Source organism: Kribbella sp. NPDC004138, assembly GCF_053603655.1.
In genome coordinates, this window is record NZ_JBSGFZ010000003.1 from 56,714 (window position 1) to 73,013 (window position 16,300).

The 16,300-nt window shown below is 70.0% G+C and carries 15 protein-coding genes; 5 read left to right on the plus strand and 10 right to left on the minus strand.

Annotated features, from left to right (window positions below; all coding sequences use genetic code 11):
- Nucleotides 1-138: 138 nt before the first annotated feature.
- Complete coding sequence (locus tag ACWEOO_RS04435; RefSeq protein WP_452141754.1) at nucleotides 139-660, minus strand: hypothetical protein; 522 nt, start codon at nucleotides 658-660, stop codon at nucleotides 139-141.
- Between the two features lie 108 nt (nucleotides 661-768).
- Nucleotides 769-1,242, minus strand: a complete 474-nt coding sequence (locus tag ACWEOO_RS04440) for a DUF456 domain-containing protein (RefSeq protein ID WP_359928512.1) — start codon at nucleotides 1,240-1,242, stop codon at nucleotides 769-771.
- A 54-nt stretch (nucleotides 1,243-1,296) separates the two neighbouring features.
- On the opposite strand from ACWEOO_RS04440, the gene ACWEOO_RS04445 reads away from it, so the two are divergent.
- The gene (locus tag ACWEOO_RS04445; RefSeq protein WP_452141755.1) at nucleotides 1,297-3,273 is read left to right on the plus strand and encodes an amylo-alpha-1,6-glucosidase; all 1,977 of its coding nucleotides are present in this window, start codon (nucleotides 1,297-1,299) and stop codon (nucleotides 3,271-3,273) included.
- Here ACWEOO_RS04445 and ACWEOO_RS04450 read toward each other — a convergent pair.
- Complete coding sequence (locus ACWEOO_RS04450; RefSeq protein WP_452141756.1) at nucleotides 3,260-3,886, minus strand: LysE family translocator; 627 nt, start codon at nucleotides 3,884-3,886, stop codon at nucleotides 3,260-3,262. The two genes, ACWEOO_RS04445 and ACWEOO_RS04450, sit on opposite strands and share 14 nt — an antisense overlap.
- Nucleotides 3,887-3,968: 82 nt before the next feature.
- On the opposite strand from ACWEOO_RS04450, the gene ACWEOO_RS04455 reads away from it, so the two are divergent.
- Nucleotides 3,969-5,444, plus strand: a complete 1,476-nt coding sequence (locus ACWEOO_RS04455; RefSeq protein ID WP_452141757.1) for an aminotransferase-like domain-containing protein — start codon at nucleotides 3,969-3,971, stop codon at nucleotides 5,442-5,444.
- Between the two features lie 107 nt (nucleotides 5,445-5,551).
- Here ACWEOO_RS04455 and ACWEOO_RS04460 read toward each other — a convergent pair whose 3' ends face one another.
- Complete coding sequence (locus tag ACWEOO_RS04460; RefSeq protein ID WP_355700620.1) at nucleotides 5,552-5,782, minus strand: DUF7455 domain-containing protein; 231 nt, start codon at nucleotides 5,780-5,782, stop codon at nucleotides 5,552-5,554.
- 391 nt (nucleotides 5,783-6,173) lie between these two features.
- On the opposite strand from ACWEOO_RS04460, the gene ACWEOO_RS04465 reads away from it, so the two are divergent.
- Complete coding sequence (locus ACWEOO_RS04465; protein ID WP_452141758.1) at nucleotides 6,174-8,258, plus strand: DNA gyrase/topoisomerase IV subunit B; 2,085 nt, start codon at nucleotides 6,174-6,176, stop codon at nucleotides 8,256-8,258.
- 5 nt (nucleotides 8,259-8,263) lie between these two features.
- On the plus strand, nucleotides 8,264-8,896 hold the full coding sequence (locus tag ACWEOO_RS04470; protein ID WP_452141759.1) for an HAD family hydrolase: 633 nt from the start codon (nucleotides 8,264-8,266) through the stop codon (nucleotides 8,894-8,896).
- On the opposite strand, the gene ACWEOO_RS04475 is transcribed toward ACWEOO_RS04470, so the two are convergent.
- Entirely contained in the window at nucleotides 8,893-9,834 is a 942-nt protein-coding gene (locus tag ACWEOO_RS04475) for a hypothetical protein (RefSeq protein ID WP_452141760.1), read from the minus strand. The two genes, ACWEOO_RS04470 and ACWEOO_RS04475, sit on opposite strands and share 4 nt — an antisense overlap.
- A 400-nt stretch (nucleotides 9,835-10,234) precedes the next feature.
- Complete coding sequence (locus tag ACWEOO_RS04480; RefSeq protein WP_452141761.1) at nucleotides 10,235-11,557, minus strand: hypothetical protein; 1,323 nt, start codon at nucleotides 11,555-11,557, stop codon at nucleotides 10,235-10,237.
- Between the two features lie 288 nt (nucleotides 11,558-11,845).
- Between ACWEOO_RS04480 and ACWEOO_RS04485 the strand changes: the two genes are divergently transcribed.
- Nucleotides 11,846-12,439, plus strand: a complete 594-nt coding sequence (locus ACWEOO_RS04485; RefSeq protein WP_452141762.1) for a carbonic anhydrase — start codon at nucleotides 11,846-11,848, stop codon at nucleotides 12,437-12,439.
- On the opposite strand, the gene ACWEOO_RS04490 is transcribed toward ACWEOO_RS04485, so the two are convergent.
- Genes ACWEOO_RS04490 through ACWEOO_RS04505 form a run of 4 tightly spaced genes read right to left on the minus strand, consistent with a single transcriptional unit; the run spans nucleotide 12,440 to nucleotide 16,296 of the window.
- Nucleotides 12,440-12,937 (minus strand): beta-class carbonic anhydrase, encoded by a 498-nt coding sequence (locus tag ACWEOO_RS04490; protein WP_452141763.1) that lies wholly within the window; start codon nucleotides 12,935-12,937, stop codon nucleotides 12,440-12,442.
- Nucleotides 12,934-13,863, minus strand: coding sequence for a sucrase ferredoxin (locus ACWEOO_RS04495; RefSeq protein WP_452141764.1), 930 nt, complete (start codon nucleotides 13,861-13,863; stop codon nucleotides 12,934-12,936). The genes ACWEOO_RS04490 and ACWEOO_RS04495 overlap by 4 nt, the downstream gene beginning before the upstream one ends.
- A gap of 46 nt (nucleotides 13,864-13,909) precedes the next feature.
- Entirely contained in the window at nucleotides 13,910-15,595 is a 1,686-nt protein-coding gene (locus tag ACWEOO_RS04500; RefSeq protein WP_452141765.1) for an MFS transporter, read from the minus strand.
- Nucleotides 15,592-16,296 (minus strand): LppX_LprAFG lipoprotein, encoded by a 705-nt coding sequence (locus ACWEOO_RS04505; RefSeq protein ID WP_363715850.1) that lies wholly within the window; start codon nucleotides 16,294-16,296, stop codon nucleotides 15,592-15,594. Before ACWEOO_RS04505 ends, ACWEOO_RS04500 begins: the two co-directional genes overlap by 4 nt.
- Between the last annotated feature and the right edge of the window lie 4 nt (nucleotides 16,297-16,300).

Sequence of the window (16,300 nt, forward strand, 5' to 3'; positions counted from 1 at the left end):
GCCGACCCAGCTTGGACCAACCTCCGACAGGCCTAAGAAGAAGCTGGCAATCACCTAAGAACGGTGCGTGGACGACCCAACCTTCGAGGTCGCCTGCGGTGAGGACCGGCCGCAACCGGCCCTCACCGTGTGGACGGACTACTTCGACGTACCGGGCTTGGCGCCGTCCGGCGGGGCCGGGCGGTTGCTGCCGTCGTCGATCGAGCTCGCCGTCGCGGTGTCCCCGGCCACGACGGCCCGGATCCGCACGGTCTCGCCGGTCTTGATGTCGGCGATCTTGCCGTCCCGGTTCACCTTGGTGTCCGCGTTGACGACGTACGTCCGGGTGTACCCGTCGGCGCTCTTCACGGTGATCGACATGCTGCTGACCGCCGTGACCGAGCCGGACTGCGTGCCGACCGTCTGGTACCCGCCGCCGTCCTTCTGGACGACGAACTCGCCGTGCAACGCACCGAACAGGCCGTCCCGCGGGCCCCTGTCGTGATCGGGCGCCTTCTGGGTTCCGGTGGACCAACCTTCTGAAGGTGCTGTCGAGGGTGCCGGCGTGTTGTCCCCGGTCGCCGCGAACGCGACGCCGCCACCGACAGTGGTCGCCGCGACCGCGGCGATCGTGCCGGCCGCCCGCCAGCGGTTGTCGATGAGCTTCTGATGCAACGCCATACTGCAGTGCCTTCCGTTGCGCGCCGGGAGGTGCCCGGCGCTGGTCCCTCCACCGTTCGTGGCGGACCTTGGACGGCGCTGCGGCGGGACTGGAAAGTCCCTGGCACTTCAGACGACGAACAGGACCGCGGCCAGCCACACAGCCGCGGCGAGCGACGTACCGATGAGCTCGATCAGGATGGACACGCCGGTCTGGCGGAGCGCGTGTTTGGTGGAGGTCCACGCGGCCGCGTGCGTGCGCTGGCGCTGGAGCTCGGACAGGTACACGCCGATCGGGAAGCCGACGAACATGCCGACCACCGGGATCACGAAGAACCCGACGATGCCGAGCAGCACCCCGACGACCATCGACCGCCGCGGTACGCCGGCCTCCCGGAGCCGGCGCTCCGGTACGACGTACTTGACCACCTGACTGGCACCGATCAGCACCGCGGCGATCGCGAACACCACCCACCCGGTCGCGCTGTGCTCGACGATCGCCCACACCAGGATCGCGGCCAGGCTGAGGATCGCCCCGGGCAGGATCGGCACGACGATGCCCGCGATCCCGACGAAGATCGCGATGCCGACCAGAAGGTTCACGCCAGTCTCCACAGTCCTACTTAACCGCATCGCGGCGCCGTTTAGGGTGGAGACATGTCGTCCCCACTGCATGAACTGGTCACCGCGCTCGCCGCTCCGTGGGTGGTGCTGTCGCCGCGCTCCGGGCAGCTCACCGGATCCGGCGCCGAGGGCGTGTACGCCCGGGACCGCCGGATCCTGTCCCGGCTGAGCGTGACAGTCGACGGGCACGAGCCGCTCCCGGTGCACGCCGACGAGCAGGACGCGGCCACCCATCAGTACGTCGCGATGCTCGAAGACCTCGGCGACACCCGGCACGACCCGACCGTGATGCTGTACCGGACCCGCACCGTCGACTCCGCGGGCATGACCGAGCGGATCACGCTCGTCAACCGCTCCCGGGCGGCCGTCGACTGCCGCCTGGACGTTGCCCTCGGCACCGATCTCGCGGGGACCGCCGCGGTGCGGAGCGGCGCGGCCGCGACCCTGCCGCAGCTCGCGCCGCTGCCCGACGGCCCCGAGCGGACGCGCTGGGAGAACGGCGACACCCGCGTCGTGGTCACCGCAGACCCGGGGGTCTCGGCGACGCCGCACGTCGAGCCGGGGGAGGAGTTCACGATCACCCTGCGCGTGACCGCGGACTTCCCGAAGTCGAACACCGGCTTCTCGATCGAGCCGCCGGCCGAGCGCGCGCCGTACGACGTCAGCGTCCGCTGTGACGACAAGCGCGTCGGGCGCTGGCTCGACCGTTCACTGGACGACGTTCGCGCACTGCAGCTGGCCGCGGACGACGACCGCTACCTCGGCGCCGGCCCGCCCTGGTACCTGACGCTCTTCGGCCGCGACTCGCTGATCTCGTCCGGCATGATGATTCCGGTCGATCCCACGCTCGCCGCAGGTACGCTGCGCGCGCTGGCCGCCAGGCAGGGCACGAAGGTCGACGCCGGGTCCGCGGAACAGCCGGGCAAGATCCCGCACGAGTTGCGCGCCGAGGTCGCGGATCACGGCGGCGGACTGGTCCTCCCGCCGGTGTACTACGGCACACACGACGCGACCCAGCTGTGGGTCATGACGCTGCACAAGGCGTGGCGTTGGGGCATGCCCGCCGACGAGGTCCGTGACCTGCTGCCGAACCTCCGGCGCGCCCTCGCCTGGATGAAGGAGTACGCCGATCCGGACGGCGACGGCTTCCTCGAGTACATCGACGAGTCGGGGCACGGTCTGGCGAACCAGGGCTGGAAGGACTCGAACGACGCGGTGCAGTGGCCTGACGGGACGCTGGCGGTCGCGCCGATCGCGTTGTGCGAGGTCCAGGGATACGCGTACGCGGCCGCGATCAAGGGCGCCGAGCTGCTCGAGGCGCACGGCGAGTCCGGTGACGAGTGGCGCGCCTGGGCAGCCGCGCTGCAGGAGCGCTTCCGCGCCGCGTTCTGGGTCGACGGCTACCCGGCGATCGCCCTCGACGGTGCGAAGAACCCGGTCATCGGCCGCGCGTCGAACATGGGCCACCTGCTCGGCACCGGTCTGCTCGACGCGGACGAGGAGCAGACGGTCGCCGACATCCTCGCCGGCGCCGACCTGAACAGCGGTTTCGGGTTGCGAACGTTGTCGACGGCAATGACCCGCTTCAACCCGCTCGGCTATCACACCGGCAGCGTGTGGCCGCACGACACCGCGATGACGGTGCAAGGCCTGTTCGCGAGCGGGCAGTCCGAGGTGGCGTCGTCGTACGTCGAAGGGCTGGTGCGCGCCGCCGAGGCGTTCGGGTACCGCCTGCCGGAGCTGTACGGCGGCCGCGGGACGAGTGAGGAGAGCACGCCGACGCCGTATCCGCTCTCGTGCCGCCCGCAGGCGTGGGCCGCGGCCTCGGCGGTCGCGGTGCTCGTGGCCGCGCTCGGTATCGAGCCCGACGTCCCGGGCGGCACGCTCGCGGTCAACCCGGCGGAGTCGGTGCCGTGGGACAAGCTCGAGCTCGACGGACTGCTGGTCGGCGGCGAGCGGCTGTCCGTGCGGTGGGAGGGCGGCGAGGCGACCGTCGTCAGAGGGCAGTGATCAGCGCGAACGCGGACAGGCCCAGATAGATCGCCGCGACGGTCAGGTTTCGCCAGCGGCTCGTCGTACGGACCGAGCGGAAGCGCCGGCCGATGGCGTCGGCGCCCACCGCGTAGCAAAGGTCGAAGACCAGACCGATCAGCAGCGCGCCGACCCCGAGCAGCAACAGCTCGCTGCGCAGCTGATCCGCGCCGGCGCCGCGGGTCGCGAACTGCGGAAGGAACGCGAGGAAGAACAGCGCGGCCTTCGGATTGAGCAGGTTCACCACGACACCGTCGCGGAACACCCGGCCGAGCGGCGCCACCTCGAGGCCGGCCGAGTGCTCGCCGGCCGACGCCTTGAGCATCTTGAGGCCGAGGTACGCCAGGTAGAGCGCGCCCGCGACGGTGATCGCGGCGAACAGCGTCGGCGACGCCTGCACGAGCGTCGCGAGGCCGAGCGCGGTGACGGCGATGTAGACCAGCGTGCCGGTCTCGATCGCGAGGGCCGAGACGACACCGGCCCGGCGGCCCTGGGTGAGGCTGCGCAGCGAGATGTACAGATTGTTGGGCCCGGGCATCCCGACCAGCACCGCCGTCGCGCCCGCGAATCCCGCCAGCTGACCGATCCCCATCGTCTTCTCCTCGAACTGGACTGCGTTGCCGTACTAGCCTGGCGGCGTCGGAAGCAGTCCACCCGAGCCAATCCGAGGAGAAGTGGACCGTTCTGGAGACCCGTCCGCGCTGGCTGACCTGATCGGCCACCGGCTGAGCGGCCGCAGCGGCGGCCTGTACCGGCGGCTCGCCGACGAGATCGCCGCGCTGATCGGCTCCGCCGAGCTTCCGGTCGGGGCCCGGCTCCCGGCCGAGCGGCGGCTGGCCGACGCGCTGGCGATCAGCCGCTCCACGGTCGTCGCGGCGTACGACGAACTGCGCGCCCGCGGCCTGGTCGAGAGCCGGCGCGGCAGCGGTACGACGGTCGCACGCGCGGCGGGTCGTGGCCGTTCACGTGCGGACAAGCGGATGCCGGCCGGGTACGGCGAGTCGCTGTTCCACCGGATCACGGTCGGGCCAGGCGAGGTCATCTCGCTCACGTACGCCGTGGACCCCGGGCTGCCCGAGCTGGCGTCGGAGCTGATCGACCTGGCGTCCACCGACCTGCCGGACCTGCTCGGCGACGTCGGCTATCACCCGCGCGGCCTGCCCGTGCTGCGCGAGCGGATCGCGGAGCACTTCACCGAGTCCGGGCTGCCGACGTCGGCGGACGAGATCGTGGTGACGACCGGCGCGCATCAGGCGATCGCGCTGGTGACGCAGATGTACCTGCGCACCGGTGCCGCGGTCGCCATCGAGCAGCCGAGCTGGCCGGGGTGCTTCGACCTGTTCGGCGCGGCCGGCGGGCGGGTGGCCGGCGTACCGCTGGACGACGCCGGGGTCCGGCCGGACCTGCTGGCAGCCGCGTTCGCGGAGCATCAGCCGGCGATGCTGTTCGTGATGCCGACGTTCCACAACCCGACCGGTCGGCTGATGTCGGCGAACCGGCGTCGCCAGGTCGCCGAGCTGGCCGCGCGGCACGGGGTCGTGGTGGTCGAGGACAACGCGTACTCGGCCTGGGACCCGGCGGGCCCGGACATCCCGCCGCCGCTCGCCGCGTACGCGCCGGACGACGCGGAGGTCCTGACGATCGGATCGGTGTCGAAGGCGGTTTGGGGCGGGCTGCGGATCGGATGGATCCGGGCGTCGCGGCCGGTCGCCGAGCGGCTGGCCCGACACAAGGCGCTGGCCGACCTCGGCAGTCCGGTCATCGACCAGGCGCTGACGGCCAGGCTGCTGCCGCGGCTCGGCGAGCTGACCGCGGCCCGGGCGCGGGTTGCGACCACGCGGAAGAAGCTGATGGGGGAGTTGCTGACCGAGCGGCTACCGGAGTGGGAGTGGTCGCTGCCGACCGGTGGATCGGCGCTGTGGATCCGCCTGCCGGACACCGACGCGCGGGTCTTCGCGCAGGTCGCGCTGCGGCACGGCGTGGAGGTGGTCGCCGGACACGCGATGGATCCGTCGGGTGCACACGACGACTACCTGCGACTGCCGTTCGCCTACTCGGAGCAAGTGCTCGACGATGCGGTCGCCCGGCTGTCACGAGCCTGGCAGGAATTGCGGCGGCACGGCCCAGGACCCGAAGTACCTGTTGTGTAAGGCACTGTGCGCGCACAAAAGGATGGCGGTCACCCTCTCGGGTGAGCCGCCATCGAAGCCTGTCTGACTTTGGCGCCGCCGTTGGCGCGTTTAGTACAGCCTGTGGGTCACCGCTCGTCTTCAGTGGCGATCGCGGGGGTGGCGTCGAGCCGGCCGGTCTCGTCGTGGATCGTGATCGCGATGTCGCGCAGCTTCTCCGAGTGCTCCCGGCTGTGGTGGGCGCAGAAGAGCAGCTCCCCACCGCTGGTCAGGGTGACTCGGACGTAGGCCTGCGCACCGCAGCGGTCACAACGATCCGCGGCCGACAGGGCCGAACTCGGGGCGAGTGCTGTAGTCATTGAGGCCTCATCTCATCTAGTTCCGTACTCACCAGATAGCAACATCCTGACATGCGGATCGCTTCCCGGTGGGGACAACGTGTCCGTATGTGAGACGAACCACCTGTCCTCGTATGACGCTTGCTGACGCGGAATCGTTTCGGGTAGTGGCGGATTTCTGGTGAGTCACGCAGGAGCAGTGCTTCTTCTCTCACTGTGCGCCATGGAACCGTCACCGTCTGCTCGGGATCGGAGTGTCGTACACCACTTCGAATCGAGTCCGGATCGATACCTGCCGCGACACGTACCTCCGGTACCCGGCCGCATGTCACCGGAAGGCATGCCTGCGGCGTTTTGGGGGTGCGGCCGCATAGGCTGTACGCGTCAGCGTGTGAACCAGTGAAGGAGCCCTGTGGCCGCCCCGACGCCTCGCAGTACCGAGATCGACCCGACGTACAACGCCCGCCACCTGCTCGTCCTCGAAGGTCTCGAGGCGGTCCGGAAGCGGCCGGGGATGTACATCGGGTCCACCGACAGTCGCGGCCTGATGCACTGCCTGTGGGAGATCATCGACAACGCCGTCGACGAGGCCCTGGCCGGGCACGGCGAGCGGATCGACGTCGTGCTCCACCAGGACGGTTCGGTCGAGGTGATCGACCGGGCGCGCGGCATCCCGGTCGACGTCGAGCCGAAGACCAAGCTCAGCGGTGTCGAGGTCGTCTTCACCAAGCTGCACGCCGGCGGCAAGTTCGGCGGCGGGTCGTACAACGCGTCCGGCGGTCTGCACGGCGTCGGCGCCTCGGTGGTGAACGCGTTGTCCGCGCGGCTGGACGTCGAGGTGGACCGCGGCGGCACGGTCTGGACCACTTCGTTCCGGCGCGGCGTGGCCGGCGAGTTCGAGGGCGACGGGGCGAACGCGTCGTTCACGCCCGCCAAGGGCCTGCGGAAGGCAGGCCGGGCCAAGAGGGGCGTCACCGGCACCCGGATCCGGTACTGGGCGGACCGGCAGATCTTCACCAAGGACGCGACCTTCAACTACGACGAGCTGGTCACCCGCGCGCGGCAGACCTCGTTCCTGGTGCCGGGCCTGGAGCTGGTGATCCGCGACGAGCGCGGCGACGAGGTCACCGAGGAGAAGTTCAAGCACGACGGCGGCATCTCGGAGTTCTGCGAGTTCCTGGCCACCGACCAGAAGGTGACCGACGTCGTCCGGCTGACCGGGACCGGCCACTTCACCGAGACCGTGCCGATGCTCGACGACGCCGGCCACATGACCCCGACCGACGTCGAGCGGGACCTGGACGTCGACGTCGCGGTGCGCTGGGGCGACGGGTACGAGACCGAGCTGCGCTCGTTCGTGAACATCGTCGCGACGCCCAAGGGCGGCACCCACGTCAACGGCTTCGAGCGGGCGCTGTCGAAGAGTTTCACGAGCGCGCTCGACGGCACGCGGCTGCTGAAGAGCGGCGAGGAGATCATCAAGGACGACGTCCTCGAGGGTCTGACCGCGGTCGTCACGGTGCGGCTGGCCGAGCCGCAGTTCGACGGGCAGACGAAGGAAGTGCTGGGCACGCCGGCGGCCTCGCGGATCGTCGCCAAGGTCGTGCAGACCGAGCTCGAGTCATTCCTGACCTCGACCAAACGGGAGCACAAGGCGCAGGCCCGCGCGGTGCTGGAGAAGATCGTCGCCGCGTCCCGGACGCGGGTGGCCGCGCGTCAGCACCGCGAGCTGCAGCGGCGCAAGACCGCGCTGGAGTCGTCGGCGCTGCCGGCCAAGCTCGCGGACTGCCGCAGCAACGACGTCGACCGGTCCGAGCTGTTCATCGTGGAGGGTGATTCGGCGCTCGGTACGGCGAAGCTGGCGCGCAGCTCGGAGTTCCAGGCGCTGCTGCCGATCCGCGGCAAGATCCTGAACGTGCAGAAGGCCTCCGTCGGCGACATGCTGAAGAACGCCGAGTGCGCGTCGATCATCCAGGTGGTCGGCGCCGGGTCGGGGCGGACGTTCGACCTCGAGCAGGCGCGCTACGGGAAGATCATCTTCATGGCGGACGCCGACTCCGACGGCGCACACATCCGCTGCCTGCTCGCGACGCTGTTCTTCCGGTACATGCGGCCGCTGGTGGAGGCCGGGCGGGTCTACACCGCCGTACCGCCGCTGCACCGGTTCGAGCTGACGAACCCGAAGAAGGGCCAGGACAAGTTCCTGTACACCTACAGCGACGCGGAGTACCAGCGGAAGACGGCCGAGCTGATGAAGAAGGGCGTCCGCTGGAAGGAGCCGCCGCAGCGTTACAAGGGTCTCGGTGAGATGGACGCCGACCAGCTGGCCGAAACCACCATGGACCCGCGGCACCGCACCCTGCGCCGGATCACCGTCGACGACGCCGAGGCAGCCGCCCAGGTCTTCGACCTGCTGATGGGCAACGACGTGGCACCGCGCAAGGAGTTCCTCGTCCAGGGCGCCTACGAGCTCGACGAGAACCGCATCGACGTCTGACGCCGGTGGCTCTGGTCTGCTTCGATCTCGACAACACGCTGATCGATCGGGACGGCGCGTTCCTGGCGTGGGCCCGATGGTTCGTGGCGCGCGCCGGGCTGGCGAGTGACGCGGTCGAGTGGCTGGTTGCTCATGACAACGGCGGGTTCCGCCCACGGCCGGAGCTGTTCGCCGGGTTCGCGGAGCGGTTCGGCGTGGAGATCTCGGTGGAGGAGTACGACCGGGAGCATCCGTTGTTCACCTGGGCGGAGCCCGCGGTGCTGGACGGACTGGCGCGGCTGCGGGCGGCCGGGTGGCGCGTCGCTGTGGTGACGAACGGGACTGTGGTGCAGCAGACCGGCAAGTTGCAGCACACCGGGATCGCTCGGGCCGTCGACTACTGCTGCATCTCGGCCGCGGTCGGCGTACGCAAACCGCAGCGGGAGATCTTCGAGCGAGCGGCGGCCGGCGCGGGCGTCGAGCTCGACGGCGGATGGATGGTGGGCGACCACCCGGCGTACGACATCGCGGGCGGGATCGCGGCCGGCCTGCGAACCATCCGCGTCGGGAACCAGCACGCCACCGATCCGCCGGTCGCGGATCACCACGTCGACTCCGTCATGGAGGCGTTCGCGGTGATCCTCGCCGACAACGCCTAACCTGCCGAGCGTTCGGAATTCTGCGCGTTCTGCTGTGCGGCTTCGGTTCGCTCGGCCGGCGTGACGCAGATGTGGTCTGCCGAGGTGGCTTCGCGCCAGACGAAGCCGTCGACGCAGTAGCCGTCGCCGCGATCGCGATGCTCGTCCTGGTGCGCTTGGTTCTGCTGGAGTACCGCTGCCTTCTCGTCAGGCGTCACGCAGACGGTGTCGGACTCGGTCGCGCGCCGCGGTTCGAACCCGTCGCGGCAGCCGTTCGCGCCGTCGACACCCTTGCCCACAAGCTGAACCACTGTGCTGCCGCTTCCGAACCGCACGGTGACTTCGGCTTCCCTGTCACCCGCCGCGGACGGGGTGAACTTCAGCCGGACGGAACAGGCGGTCCCGGGTTTGAGAGTGCCCTTGCACTGCTTCGTGATGCGGAAGTCGTCCTGGTCGTGCCCGTCGAGCGCCGCGCCGTTCACGCTGACGGTCGAACTGCCGGCGGCCTTCACGCCGAAACGGCAGTCGGCGGTGTGGTGCACCTCGGTTGCCGGGCACGTGACCTGCTCCGGTACCGACAACCCGGACGTCTTCGAGGACGGCCCCGGCAGCGGAGGTTTCCAGAACGTGCCCTCGCGGCTCGCGACCGGAGACTTGCCGTCCCGCAGCACGTCGGAGATCGTGAAGCCGCTGACGGTGATGAGCAGTGCCAGCGTCGTGAGTACGCCGATGCCGATGCTCCGAGCGACTCCACTGCCCCGGGTCGTGAAGACCGCAGTCACCAACGGTGCGATCCCAGCGCCGATCAGCGTGCCCGGACGCCCGATGTCGAAGAAGCCGCTGAGCAGGGTGCCGACCACCGACGCGGCGACGGCGAGCAGCAGTTGCAGAGCCCCGAGGGCATGTGTAGCGCGGACCTGCCGACCCAGTTGCAGGTCGGCGGACGTTCGTGTGGCCAAGCTTCCCCCAGGCGTCCTCGAGCCAGGCGTGCCCGTCGGACGGCGGGCGTCCCCCCAAATGTCCGGGAGTCGCGGGCCTGCTGACCAGGCTCGCGTGTCACTCAGTGACACGCGGCGGGGACGACCTGGCCAGGTGCAACCTCACGGCCGTCGACGGTGATCGCCGTACGGCCTGAATCGAGTAGGTGGGCTCGGTGTGGCTGTCGGGGCCTGAACGCAGCGTTCAGTTGGTACTTCATGGACACAATTCTGATCATCCTCGCGCTGTGGTGACTACTTTGGTAGTCACTTCCTGGGCGGGCTGATGTCCAACGAATCCGGGCGGCCGGCTCGCACTGAATGTAGAAGAGTCGACATTTAGGTGATCAGAATAGTGATCACATGACCACTATTCTGAGCATCACAAGGCGCTGCGGAGGATCGCGTGCGCACCGGCGACGATCGCGTCCCGGTTGGCCTCGTACGTCGGGTCGGTGATCGCGGTCTTGTTGGCGAGATCGAAGGACAGCACCGGGACGTGCAGGTGGCCGGCCGGCATCGACGGGTCGAGCAAGTCGCGCTGCAGAGTGTTGCGGTAGGCAACTTCATTGGAGAGGTAACCGCCGCCGGCACCTTCCGACGCGATCGAGCCGGCAGTCGGGCCGTCCGGCCGCCGCACCGGCGTGGTCTGGCCGGCGGGGATCTCGAGCACGGAGGTGTTGACGCGCGTCCGGAACGGAGTGACGTCGGTCTGCGCCATCCGTGCGAGCGGAAGACTGGAGGTGATCCACTCCGGCCCCGCCGGCATGCTGGGGGAGACGACCGGAGCGCTGATCGTGCCGCCGCCCCAGAGGTTGTTGTTGTCGCCGATCGAGCTGACGGACCGGCGGCGCCCGTTGAAGACCTCGAGGTCGAAGATGCCCACCCGGCCCTGGCTCGCGGTCATCACGAGATCCGCGTGCTGCGGACCTGGGCGGTAGTGCGGCGCGAGCGCGTTCTCGACCATGTGCTCGTCGAAGTCGGTGTACCGGACCGGGAAGACCACGGTCTGGATCTCGTACGTCGTGCCGTTCACGGTCCAGCGGCGGCCGTCGAGGGTGAGCGCGTTGGCGCCGGACGGGTTGCCGATCCGGATGTCCGCGTCGAGCGTGAACGGGTCGAATCCGGTGACCAGGATCTTCCGGACGCCCGGGGCGAAGCGGGTGCTCGTGATGCCGCGGGAGGCGTACTCGAACGAGCGGATCAGGCTGTCGCGTTCCGCCGTGCCGAGACCGAAGGAGGGTTGCCACTGGCGGAGGGCGAGGGCCATCGAGATGCGCGCCCAGTACAGCCCGCGGTCATCGGTGGACGGTAGCGCGTCGGAGCCCTGTGGTGCCTGCTGTGCGCGGCGGGTCGCCGCACGCCAGAGGGCCTCGCCGTGGGTGCGCACCAGAACCGTGGCGGCCTGGTGGTTGGGGACCCGGCACAGGAGTTGGGTGAACAGGTCGACCTGGCGATCGAAACCCGAGCGGCGGAGGATCTCGGCGGGCACTGACGGACCGCCGTTGACGCCCCGGCTGAGCCGCTGTTCCTCGACGGTGCCGACGATCGACTGATCCAGGCACCCGGTCACCGGGCCGCCGCGATACGCGGGCGCGGCGTCGGGGAACGCCGCGTGGGCGACCGGTGCGCCGGACAGGACTGCGGTCAACGCCAAGGCGCCGGCGACCAGGGAACGGTGGAATGAGCTGGGGCGGAGTCTCATAAGGGCTGTCTATCAGATTTTCGCCCGCGATCCGAGAGATCCTCACCGGTCGTGGGTACTGCAGACTGTATGCAATCTGTTACGGTCGAGGAGACGGACCCGCCCCGCCGTCTGTGCGTGAGGAGCACCCCGATGACGCCTTCCCCGTTCCGCCTCCCGACGCCCGCCTGGTCACGGCGGCGAGTTCTCGCTGCTGTGCTCGGCACGGCGGTTCCGGCTGCACTGGGGGCCGGCTGCGGTGCCTCGGGTTCTGCGCCCGGCGGAGCGCCAAGTCCTGGAAGTCCGCCGGTGGTTGCTGATGGCAACGCAGTGCTGGAGCGACTGCTGGCAGGTAACGCGCGCTTCGTCGCCGCTCAGGAACAGGATCTGGACGAGGGCATCGCCCGCCGGATCGCGGTGAGCAAGGGACAGCACCCGTTCGCGACGATCCTGGGCTGCGTCGACTCCCGGGTGCCGATCGAGCTCGTCTTCGACCAGGGCCTCGGCGATCTGGTCGTCGTACGGAGCGCCGGTCAGGCCCTGGACCACTCGGTCGTCGGCAGTGTGGAGTTCGGCGTCGCCGAGCTGCACACGCCGCTCCTGATGGTCCTCGGCCACCAACGGTGCGGCGCCCTCACCGCCGCGATGAACGCCGTCGACTCAGCCCGCCGCACGGCCGACCACGGCGAGATCGACTACGTCGTCGAGGCCCTCACGCCGGCTGTCCAGGGCGCCACTGGCAAACCGGGCGACCGACTGACGAACGCGATCCGGACCAACGTCGACCTGACACTGGCCAAGCTCCGTCAGTCACCTGTCATCGCCCCGCTCGAGGAGGCGGGCAAGCTCGAGCTCGCCGGTGCGTACTACGAGCTCGACACCGGCAAAGTCGTGCTGAGTTGATCAGTCGATCTGGGTGATGCGGCCGGTGTCGACGTCGTACATGAAGCCGCCGACCAGGATCTCGTCGCCGATCAGCGGGTGTTCGCGGACGGCGGCGACGTCGCGGCGGAGGGCCTCGTGCTGGTCGGGGATGACCGAGATCGGCAGGTAGCCGGCCGGTTTGCCGGCGGCGAGCTCGACCTTGGCGCGCAGGTCGTCCTCGGACATCGCGGCCATCGCGCAGCGGGTGTGCGGGATGATCATGATCCGGCGGACGCCGAGCAGCTGGACGCCGAGCACCAGGCCGGTCATCGTGACCTCGGTGACCCGGCCGCCGGCGGACCGCAGGACCTTCGCGTCGCCGGGCTTCAGGCCGAGCATCTCCAGCGGCGGGATCCGCGAGTCCATACAGGTGACCACGCCGATCCCCGCATGGGCGATCCCGTCGAACCCGCCGTAGTGGAAGTCGGCGGCGTACTCGGCGTTGGCGGCGAGCACGTCGTCGAAGCCGCCGCTCATCGCATGGATCCTGACACGGGGGTACCGGCTTGCAGGACAGACATGGCGAATGCTTCCTTTCCGCAGGAGTCAGGTCGGGGTGGATCAGCTGGTGCACTCGTGACCGGCACGGTCCACGACCGGCCGTCGACGTGCTGGACGGTGATTGTGTCGGCGTGTTCACCGACGACTCGCAACGCGTCCAGGGCGAGCTCCCCGGTGAGTTCACGCACTGCGACCTCGGCGGCCTGGCCGCGCTTGGTCCACGTGGACCGGCCGCGCAACCCGGTCAGCACCGTCCGGCCACGGTCGGCCGCGGCGAGCACCTCGACCGCCGTCTCGACCGTGAGGTGCCCGTGCATGGTGCCGGCCGGGAGGTACGTCGCGGTCGGCGCGAACCGGTGCCCGCCGAGGTGATTGGCTTCCCACACCCGCCCCGGTGCCCGCTCGGCCAGCCCGGACACGAGCGGCCGGCCGAGAATCGCGCAGCATTCGTCGCGCTTGCCGTTGGTGCAGACCAGCACGATCGGTTGGTCGACGGGCACCAGCGCGGGCAGTGACGCGGCGACCGCCGTACGGTCACCACGTGCGACCGCGCCGAGGTCGAGGGCCGCGAGCTCGGACGGGTCCGCGACCTGTCCGCCGAGCAGCCAGGTGCTGCCGGGGATCGTCGAGGCCACGAAGACCTGGTGGGACCGCTCGACCGAGTCCGCGTGCCGGCCGGGGGAGCGGATCAGCCCGAAGCGGACGTCGACCTTCTTGCATTTGTCGTCGAAGGATCCACCGAAAACGGGATCGAGGTGACTCTGCGTCGGTGCCTTCGCGCCCCACGGGCCGGGCTGCTCGACGACGACCCAGCCGGTCGCCACCACCGCGGTGCCGGGTAACGGCTCCCGCAGCACCCGACAGTACGTCGAGCACAGATCGGGGCCGGGGGCAGGGGTCACGGCTTTACGGTACGCGACCTGAGACGCCTGTCCCTCATGATGATCATCATGTGTGCGCTGCACCACGCCGGGCGCCAGGCCCGGCACCGCGCCGGCCGAGCAGCAGGACCCCGAGGACGGCGGCGAGGAACGCGCAGACCGCGGCGCCGGCGAAGATCGCGTGAACTTGTGAAACGGCGGCGTCGCGCAGCGCGTCCACGAACGGCCGGCAGTTGCCGGGGGAGTCCGGGCACAGCTCGTTCGGCGATCTGATGCCCTCGGCAATCGCGTAGTACCGGCGCAGGCCGATCGCGGTGAGGGCCGAGACGCCGACGAGCATGCCGACCATCCGTGCGACCACCACGAGCGCGCTGACCAGTCCGTGGCTGTCGGCGGGCGTCGCGCCGAGCATCGCGGTGTTCACCGGCGACAACGCCAGCCCGAACCCGAAACCGCAGACGAGCAGGACGACGGTCGCCGGCCAGTGATCGAGCGCCGTACGGCTCCAGAACGCCATCACCACGAACATGGCCCCGGACAGCGCGAGCCCGGCGCCCGTGATCAGCCCGAGCCCGTACCGCCGGGTCAGCCATCCGCCGACCACCGCACCGACCGGCAGCGCGATCAGGAACCGCAGCAGCACCAGCGCAGCCGCCAACTGCCCGCCGCCCTGGGTCGTGCGCGCGAACACCGGTACGTCGACCAGCGCCGCGATCAACGCGCAGCCGATCAGGAAGCTGACCACCAGCGCACCCCACGCGGGACGACCGCCCAACAACCCACGCGGCACGATCGCAGCCGCCGTACGCCGTTGCCACCAGGCGAAACCGGCCGCGAACACCGCGGCCGCGACGAGCAACCATGGTCCAGCGGGAGACATCAGCTCCCGCTCCGGATCGGCGGTCGCGAACGCCAGCACGACACCGGCCAGTGCGAGCGCGAGCAGCACCGCGCCGACCAGATCGACCTGCGAGAGCACCTCCGCCAGGTGGCCGCGAGCCCGCCGCAATACGAGGCCGAGCCAGATCAGCGCCAGCACCAGCGTGGCGACTCCGATCGGCGTGAGCAGTCGGGACGTGCCGGTGAACGGTACGAAGGGCAGTCCGAGCGTGACGCCGGAGGCGAGTCGATCAGGCGCGGTCAGCGTGAGGCCGAGAGCGATGCAGGCGAGCAGGCCGACCGCTTCCGAGACCCGCGGGCGCCAGCGGCCGCGGAGCAGGAGCGCGAGGACGACGGCGACCACCAGGTTCAGCCAGAAGATGTAGCGCCAGTCGGCCACCGCGAGGACGGCGGCACCCAGCAACGGGCCCAGCACCGAGCCCAGCTCCTGCACCGCTCCGACGACACCGAGCGGCAACCCGCGCCGCTCCGCCGGCCAGAGGTCCGCGACCAGCGCCAACGTGGCCGGAACCAGCCCGCCACCGCCGACGCCTTGGAGAAACCGACCGGTTACCACCAGAGACAGGTCGTAGGCGCCGGCCGTGATCAAGGACCCGACGGCAAACAGCAACAGCGACCCGACGAGCACAGGGGTCCGCCCGGCGACGTCCGCGATCCGGCCGATCAGCGGCAGAACGGCGATGTACCCGAGCAGGAACCCCGAGATGATCGGCGCCGCCCGCTGCAGCTCGTCGGCCGACAACCCGACCCCGGCCATCATGTCCGGCAGCGCGAGCACGACGACGTACGTGTCCGCCGCCGCGAACGCGACGGCGACCGACGCCAGCGTGAGACGGGTCCTCGCCGTGGTCACGGCGCGGTGATCTCGACCTTCTCGCCGTACTTGTCCAGGGTGACGTCGTAGCTGCTGGTCGCACCGGAGTAGAACGGGCCGGTGATGGTGGCCGAGACCAGTTGCTTGGTGTCCTTGTCGATCTTGAAGGTGCTCGGGAAGTCCTGGTCGGCCGGCGCCTTCGGGAAGATGCCCTGCAGGGACTTGCCCTGGACGGAGCCGGTGACCTCGGTGAGGACCTTCGAGCCCTCGCGGGTCTCGCCCTTCACCTTCGGGTCCTTCAGGCCCGGCAGGACCGCCGTCAGGCCCTTCGCGGGATCGAGCAGGACCGCCGGGTCCGGTGCGCCGAGCCCGGCCAGCTGCGACGGCGTGAGCTCGATGAAGGCCGGCGCGAACGACACCTTCGCGTAGACCTTGCTCCCGACCGCCACCACGTCGGCGTCGATCGGCGAACCGGAGGAGCGGACCGTCAGCTTGCCCTTGAACGCCGGTGCGTGCGTCGCGACGCCGTCACCGCTGGCGAGCGTCTGCGCGTTGTCCGGCAGGTCGCGCCCGGTCAGCACGATGTGCACGCTGGAGGCCTCGTCGATGGTCTTCTTGGCGTCCGTCAGCAGCGCGACCGCGTCACCACCGGACTGGCCCCCGCCGCCCGATTCCTTCTTGTCGGTGCAGCCTGCCACCGCGAGTACGACGATCGCGCCGAGCGCGAGCACTCTCTTCACGGAG